This window comes from Pseudomonadota bacterium, from assembly GCA_022572885.1.
Lineage (GTDB): Bacteria > Pseudomonadota > Gammaproteobacteria > Steroidobacterales > MnTg04 > MnTg04.
This window is the reverse complement of record JACZVC010000052.1, coordinates 1-6,135: the sequence shown is the minus strand read 5'-3', so window position 1 is coordinate 6,135 and position 6,135 is coordinate 1. Positions and strand designations below refer to the sequence as shown.

General features: G+C 57.6%; 8 protein-coding genes and 1 pseudogene. 6 read left to right on the top strand and 3 right to left on the bottom strand.

The window, feature by feature from the left end:
- Both IIA05_12705 and IIA05_12700 read left to right on the top strand, forming a co-directional pair.
- Positions 1-567: CHAT domain-containing protein (locus IIA05_12705; protein ID MCH9027951.1), on the top strand; the 567-nt coding region annotated here is incomplete at its 5' end.
- A 15-nt stretch (positions 568-582) separates the two neighbouring features.
- Positions 583-1,074 (top strand): hypothetical protein, encoded by a 492-nt coding sequence (locus IIA05_12700; protein MCH9027950.1) that lies wholly within the window; start codon positions 583-585, stop codon positions 1,072-1,074.
- A gap of 487 nt (positions 1,075-1,561) precedes the next feature.
- Here the strand turns inward: IIA05_12700 and IIA05_12695 are convergent, their stop codons facing one another.
- From IIA05_12695 to IIA05_12685, 3 genes are all read right to left on the bottom strand, one after another.
- On the bottom strand, positions 1,562-1,918 hold the full coding sequence (locus IIA05_12695; GenBank protein MCH9027949.1) for a hypothetical protein: 357 nt from the start codon (positions 1,916-1,918) through the stop codon (positions 1,562-1,564).
- Positions 1,919-2,028: 110 nt separating this feature from the next.
- Positions 2,029-2,400 (bottom strand): VOC family protein, encoded by a 372-nt coding sequence (locus tag IIA05_12690; protein ID MCH9027948.1) that lies wholly within the window; start codon positions 2,398-2,400, stop codon positions 2,029-2,031.
- Between the two features lie 34 nt (positions 2,401-2,434).
- A complete protein-coding gene (locus IIA05_12685) occupies positions 2,435-3,037 on the bottom strand; it encodes a hypothetical protein (GenBank protein ID MCH9027947.1) in 603 nt (200 codons plus the stop codon).
- A gap of 229 nt (positions 3,038-3,266) precedes the next feature.
- Between IIA05_12685 and IIA05_12680 the strand changes: the two genes are divergently transcribed.
- The 4 genes and pseudogenes from IIA05_12680 to IIA05_12665 form a co-directional block, all read left to right on the top strand.
- On the top strand, positions 3,267-3,575 hold the full coding sequence (locus IIA05_12680; protein MCH9027946.1) for a non-heme iron oxygenase ferredoxin subunit: 309 nt from the start codon (positions 3,267-3,269) through the stop codon (positions 3,573-3,575).
- A 288-nt stretch (positions 3,576-3,863) separates the two neighbouring features.
- On the top strand, positions 3,864-4,433 hold the full coding sequence (locus IIA05_12675) for a peroxiredoxin (GenBank protein MCH9027945.1): 570 nt from the start codon (positions 3,864-3,866) through the stop codon (positions 4,431-4,433).
- 270 nt (positions 4,434-4,703) lie between these two features.
- Positions 4,704-5,627 (top strand): annotated as a pseudogene (locus tag IIA05_12670) (IS30 family transposase).
- 196 nt (positions 5,628-5,823) lie between these two features.
- Positions 5,824-6,135: YdiU family protein (locus IIA05_12665; GenBank protein MCH9027944.1), on the top strand; the 312-nt coding region annotated here is incomplete at its 3' end.

Below are 6,135 nucleotides of genomic sequence, written 5' to 3'. Positions count from 1 at the left end.
GAGCACGGGATGAGCGGGCACCCGGTTCGCCTTGCCGAAGCGACTCTGGAGCGCGTTAGCAAAGAAGCTCTTGATCATCGAATAGTCCATTTCTCGACTCATGGCTGGTTCCCTGAGCAGGCACATGGCAACCCATTCCACGACTCCTATCTCGTGTTGGCCGACAAACAAGGCCTACCGGACGAGAACCGGATCGTCGGAGGACAACACGACGGAAAGCTGACGCCGAGCGCGATCCTGCATGCACAACTCAACCTCAAAGGCAGCCACGTTTCGGTTATGGCCTGCGTCAGCGGTCTCGCGAAGGAGGGCATCGGCGGCGACACACTTGGGTTGGATTGGGCTTTCATCCAGGCCGGCGCCTCGAGTCTGATCTCCACCCACTGGAAGGTCAGCGCGGGCTGTGCTAGTCGCTTCTTCACACTCTTTTATGAAAAATGGGTCGAAAGCCATCAGTCACGCGCCTCGGCCTGCCGGGAAGCCATGCTTGAGCTGCTGAATAATGACTACGAGGCGAATTCGCTCCAACTATGGACCGCGTTTAGCTTAACTGGAGACTTCCGCTAGAGAGGAAAAACTACCATGCAAACTACACAAGAACTGATCCAGGCCCTTTCGGATTCGCAGGTGATCGAAGTCACGAAGGAGCTTTTCAACATCGTCTACAAGCAGGTATCGTACGCTGAAGTACGCAGCAACTCCGAGAGAGTTGCGGAAGTGGACGCACTGGTAACCCTCGACAGCGAGTCCCTCAAGCAAGAAATGTCTGCCGCCGAATCCGTCCATTTTGGCCGACTCGTGCTCAAGGAGTACGCGGGCAACCCTGAGCTCGCACCGTTCGTTCGGCAGGCTTGGGAAAAAGTTGAGAGCTCTGATGACCTGATCGTCGGTGTGATCCTCGCCCTGGGAGTGGTCATCAACCTAACGCTGCTCATGGCGACAACCTCGGTCAAAATGAAAAAGGATGCGAGCGGCACCGTTACCTGGGACATTGGCAAGAAGCAGGCCGGGCTGGAGCTCGTGAAAGCTGTGATTAACCCCTTGGTAGATGTAGCTAAACTTGGTACCGCATGAATCTAGAAAGGTTCGGATATCAAGCGCGATTGTTGACCAGCATTGTGCCATGTTGGCCCGGGATCGTGTGACGAATCCTACGAGTTCTGGCTGAGTACTCAGATCATATCCACACCGAATAAGGAATAATTATACTGTTTGGTATGTCCGCTCCTGGCCGAAAGCGGACTGTCAAAAATCGGCTTTTGCTCAAATCGAACGTCCGCTTTACCCCCGGAAGCGGACATTCAGCTAATATTGCCACGACGGGCCGCTAACGACCCGAAGCGGACATTCATTGAATTATGCGGATTAACAGGTGGATACCGAAAATCAATGATTTCCGTACCGTCGATCATCGTGATTTAGATCGTTTTTACGACTAGCGAGGTCGACCGCGAACAAGGGTGTACGGAAAAGAAGTGTTTGCCGTACCTCGAACATGGAGCGTAGATCGTCCGCCTCTTTCGATCTTGGAACGGGCAGGAATGCCCGTGGCGTTCGTTTCCTAAAATCGGTTGTCTAAGCTGCCCCAGTAGTCCCAAGTGCTCTTGAGTTCCCCGGCATAATAGGCGTGGGTTTCCGGGCCCGTATCCGATCCTTTAATTCGGCCAAGCGAACGGGCAAAAGAAAAAAAGGCCGGTGCAGGAAGCCCGTTCCGTGCTTTGCTGACCACCATAGCGGCAAGAAATGGCGCTCCATTTGCACGATCCTCCTGCATGAGCACTTCAAGCGCGTTTGTCACCTGATGAATTGTATTTGGCGGCTGGACTTCAAGCGCCTTGGCCAAATCGCGGTAGGTGATCGTCTCGCGGCGCCGGGCAAGCTCAGTTAAATAACCCCGTATCCGTTCCGGTAAGCCCATCTTTTCCGTTCACCTTTGGACCGAACAACGGCCTTTTGTCGGGGAAGTTTTGGCATTGCGACCATAATACGGTAACCGGGCGAGGTCCGGAGGATGACGTCGAACACCCGTTATGACTCCCCCTTTGCGGCACCCACAGGCCGGGCGAAGCTGAGTTCGTGCCCGTCTGGGTCGGTGATGTGGAAGTAGCGTTCGCCCCATTCTGCGTCGCGGGGGGGCGTTTGGGGGTCCAACCCCTCGGCGACGGCGCGGTGGTAGAAGGCGTCCACGTCGGCCACATGGAAGACGGCCCGCCCCCACCACGACCACCGCCGGTGGGCCGGCTGGGCTGTCAAGTTGAGGTAGCTGGTGCCGGCGCGAAAGCTGGTGAATGTGGCATTAGCGCCACCGCGGACCACGTCAAAGCCGAGGGCCCGGTAGAAACGCACCGCTCTCCCCATGTCGTGGGTGGCGAGGGTGACGGCGCTGACAGATTCGATCATGGTCTACCACTTGTCGGACATGGGGCCGCCTCCCTCAGCCGGGAAAGGAATCGACCAGGTCTCTGAGCCGGTCCTTCGCACCTTCGAGGATCGAGACGCCGTCGCCTACCAACAGGGTGTCGAAGTCCAAGTCCAAAAGCGCACGAACGCCGTCCCTGAGACGCGGCGGTTCGTCCATCACCCTTTCGGGCAAAAGCCCGCACCGCCCTGGCGGGTTGCCAATCACCGCGTCGCCGACTATCAGGATCCGGCGCTCCAGCCAATGGAACGCCACCTCCCCCGGTGACTTGCCGGGGACGGCGATGACCTTCAGCGGCCCGATGCTTTCGCCGGCCTTGAAGGAATCGTCCGGCTCAGTCCCTTGGTCACGGGCGTAGCCGGCGTCGTTCGGGTGGATGGCGATCCGCGCCCCGGTCCGCTCCCGCACCCGGCTGGCGGCCCTGGAATGGTTGCGGTTGGTGAGCAGGATACGGGCGACGCCCTCGCCGGCGATCTCGTCGAGCACTGGGCCCGAGGGGTCCACTGGGTCGATGCACAGGTTGCCACTAGGATCCCGGATCAGGTGGCCATTGAAGTCGTAGCCGTGGGGTTCCGAGAACCAGGTCCACGTCAGGATGCCATTGACGATCTCTTGCATGTGTTCTTCGGCCCTTTTCGATATCATTCGCGGCTGGACCCGCGCCGACTACGTGCGGCCGTGGCGCGCGGATGACGGCCGCCCGGCATGGAATAACAGCATAGAGCCGCAGCGCTCGCAGGGCAAAGATAAGCTTTCCCCCGGATCGGTCTTGGCACGATAATACCAGCGATAGCGGCTACGCCTCGAGAGCGGTTCGCGGAAACCGAGTAGACGGGAGGAAAGATCCATGGCTGACTTTGTGAAGGTAGCGAAGACAAACGAAATCGAGCCCGGTCAGGCGCGACTAAGCGACGTCAAAGGCAAGTCGATCGCGTTGTTTAATGTCGACGGCCGGTTCTTCGCGCTCGACAACACGTGCACGCACAGAGGCGGGCCCTTGGCCGAGGGAGAGATCTCGGGCCACGAGGTCACCTGTCCTTGGCACGGCGCAACATTCGACATTCGGACAGGAGAGGTCGTCGGTCCGCCGGCACCACGAGCCGTCGCACGCTACTGTGTCCGCGTGACCGGAACAGACGTCGAAGTCGAAGTGTAGCAACGGCCGCATCGCGCGGCCAGAAGGAAAGGCACCTGAGGCATGCAGACCACCTGTCCGCAGCACCGCGCTGCGAACGTCCGCTTCTGGCCGTTAGCGGCCTGTCGTTTTGTCGATTTTGGCGATGTTTGAATGGCCGCTTTCGGTGCGCGGCCAGTTTCGGGAGTGATTGAGCCGTTCAGCGCACAGTCGCACTGGTTCCAGGACTTGCGGGCGTCCTTTGCGGTTGTCAATATTCACACTGGCCATTTGGTCACTGAGATCAAACCAACCAACAATGGGCAAACTATGAAAAACTTTCTACTCGGTCTCATAGGCTCTACAGTGATAGCTCTTTCGGCTCTCGCGGCCCTCGAAGTAGGCGACGCCGCGCCAAACTTTGAGGTGAAGGCATCACTGGCCGGCGAGCCCTTCGATTTTTCGCTCCGCGATGCGCTCGATAAGGGCCCGGTGGTGGTCTATTTTTATCCGTCGGCTTATACGCAAGGATGCAATATTCAGGCGCACGAATTCGCCGAAAACATGGATGAGTTCACGGCGGCGGGCGCGAGCGTGATTGGGGTTTCTCTCGACAGTATCGAGCGGCTCAATGATTTCTCGGCCGATCCAGAGTATTGCGCGGGCAAGCTTGCGGTGGCATCTGATACCACCGGCGAAATTGCAAAGTCGTATGGCATAACCGTTCACGAGGGCCGCGAGGGCAGCAAGGACACGCGTGGCGTCGAGATCGGTCACGGCTTGGCCGAACGCACTACATTCATCGTGACGCCAGATGGCAAGATTGCCGAGACAATCGGCGGCGTCTCCCCGATGGAGAACGTTCATAAATCACTCGAGGCGGTACAGCGTCATGAGTAGTCCGGGCGTCGCTGACCACGGAGCGGAATTTATCCCAGCCGTGATGATTCATTGACGTCACGATTCACTCCTTTTTTGTCGCCACTGAGCCGTCATTTTTTTAGCCAAAACCAGCCCGTCATTTTAAAGTTCTTAGGGGAGGCTTAACGGCTGCTTCACTCCCGAAAGCGGACATTCCGCTAATATTGGGCTGAGGGTCTGCTAACGACTACGGTTTTAACCGGTCGATGCAACACCTAATCTCTAACACTAGAGAGGAGGATGTCGAAAATGAAGCAACGATCGAGGATCTATTACACCGAAACTGATAAGTCATTGATGTGGGATCGCTGGCAGAAAGGCGAGTCTCTGAACTCGATTGCCAAGCTGTTTGATCGTCACCATTCAGCGATACAGGGCATTTTGGCCAGGACTGGTGGGATACGCCCGCCGGAGAATCGGCGATCGAGTCTAGCGCTGACCCTGGCGGAACGCGAAGAGATTTCTCGGGGTGTTGTCGCCGGCGTGTCGCTTCGTTCGATCGCCGCGTCACTGGGTCGAGCACCTTCAACGGTGAGTCGCGAGATCAGCCGCAACGGTGGCCGGCGACATTACCGGGCCAATAAGGCGGATCAGGCTGCTTGGGACCGGGCACACCGTTCGAAGACCTGTAAACTGGCCCAGAACCGAGCGTTAGCGCGCATCGTGGCGAGTAAGCTGCAGCTCGAGTGGTCGCCTCGGCAGATCGCTGGGTGGCTGAAGCGCACCTTCCCGGACGACGAGACCTACCAGGTGTCACACGAGACCATTTATCGCACGCTCTTTATCCAGGCCCGCGGGGCGTTGAAGAAAGAGCTGTTACAGCACTTGAGGCGCACCCGCGGGATGCGTCGCTCGCGACATCACACGCAGAAGACTGCCGATCATGGCCGGATAAGCGACGCTGTCTCGATCCGTGAACGACCGGCTGAAGCCGAAGATCGCGCCGTACCTGGCCACTGGGAGGGAGACCTCTTGTTCGGCAGCAACAACAGTCAGATCGCAACCTTGGTCGAACGTCATACGCGCTACGTGATGCTCGTCAAAGTAAAGAGCAAAGACACCGAAACGGTGATCAACGCGCTCATCAAGCAAGCTCATAAGTTACCGCGGGAACTCTACAAGTCGCTCACCTGGGATCGTGGTAAAGAGATGGCTGATCACAAACGTTTTAGCCGTGTTCCAACACCAATGCCACTGCTTCTTGCTTGAATTCCTGACTGAATGTTCTTCGTTGATTTGTCATCTAACACCTCGTTCTGAATCACTGTCATTATATGATCCTTAACTCGGTGTCCGGTATCTCGGGGGATGATCAATTGGCAAAATCCCGGTATTCTGGACACGTACTAACTAGCCACAAGACTCAACTATGAATTTCGACAACAGCTACGCGAGGTTACCCGAAGGCTTCCACGCCTTGGTAGAGCCTGATGCCGTGGCGGCGCCGTCGATGTTGGCATGGAACAACGATCTGGCTGTCGAACTTGGTCTCGACTCGCTCGCCGAGGACGAGGCGGAGCTTGCTCGGATCTTCAGCGGTGCTTCCCGACCCGAGGGTGTCCAGCCCATCGCGCTTGTCTATGCCGGCCATCAGTTCGGGCACTTTGTGCCTCAACTCGGTGACGGGCGGGCGGCGCTGCTGGGCGAGGTCGTTACGGACGCCGGTAAACGTTACGACATT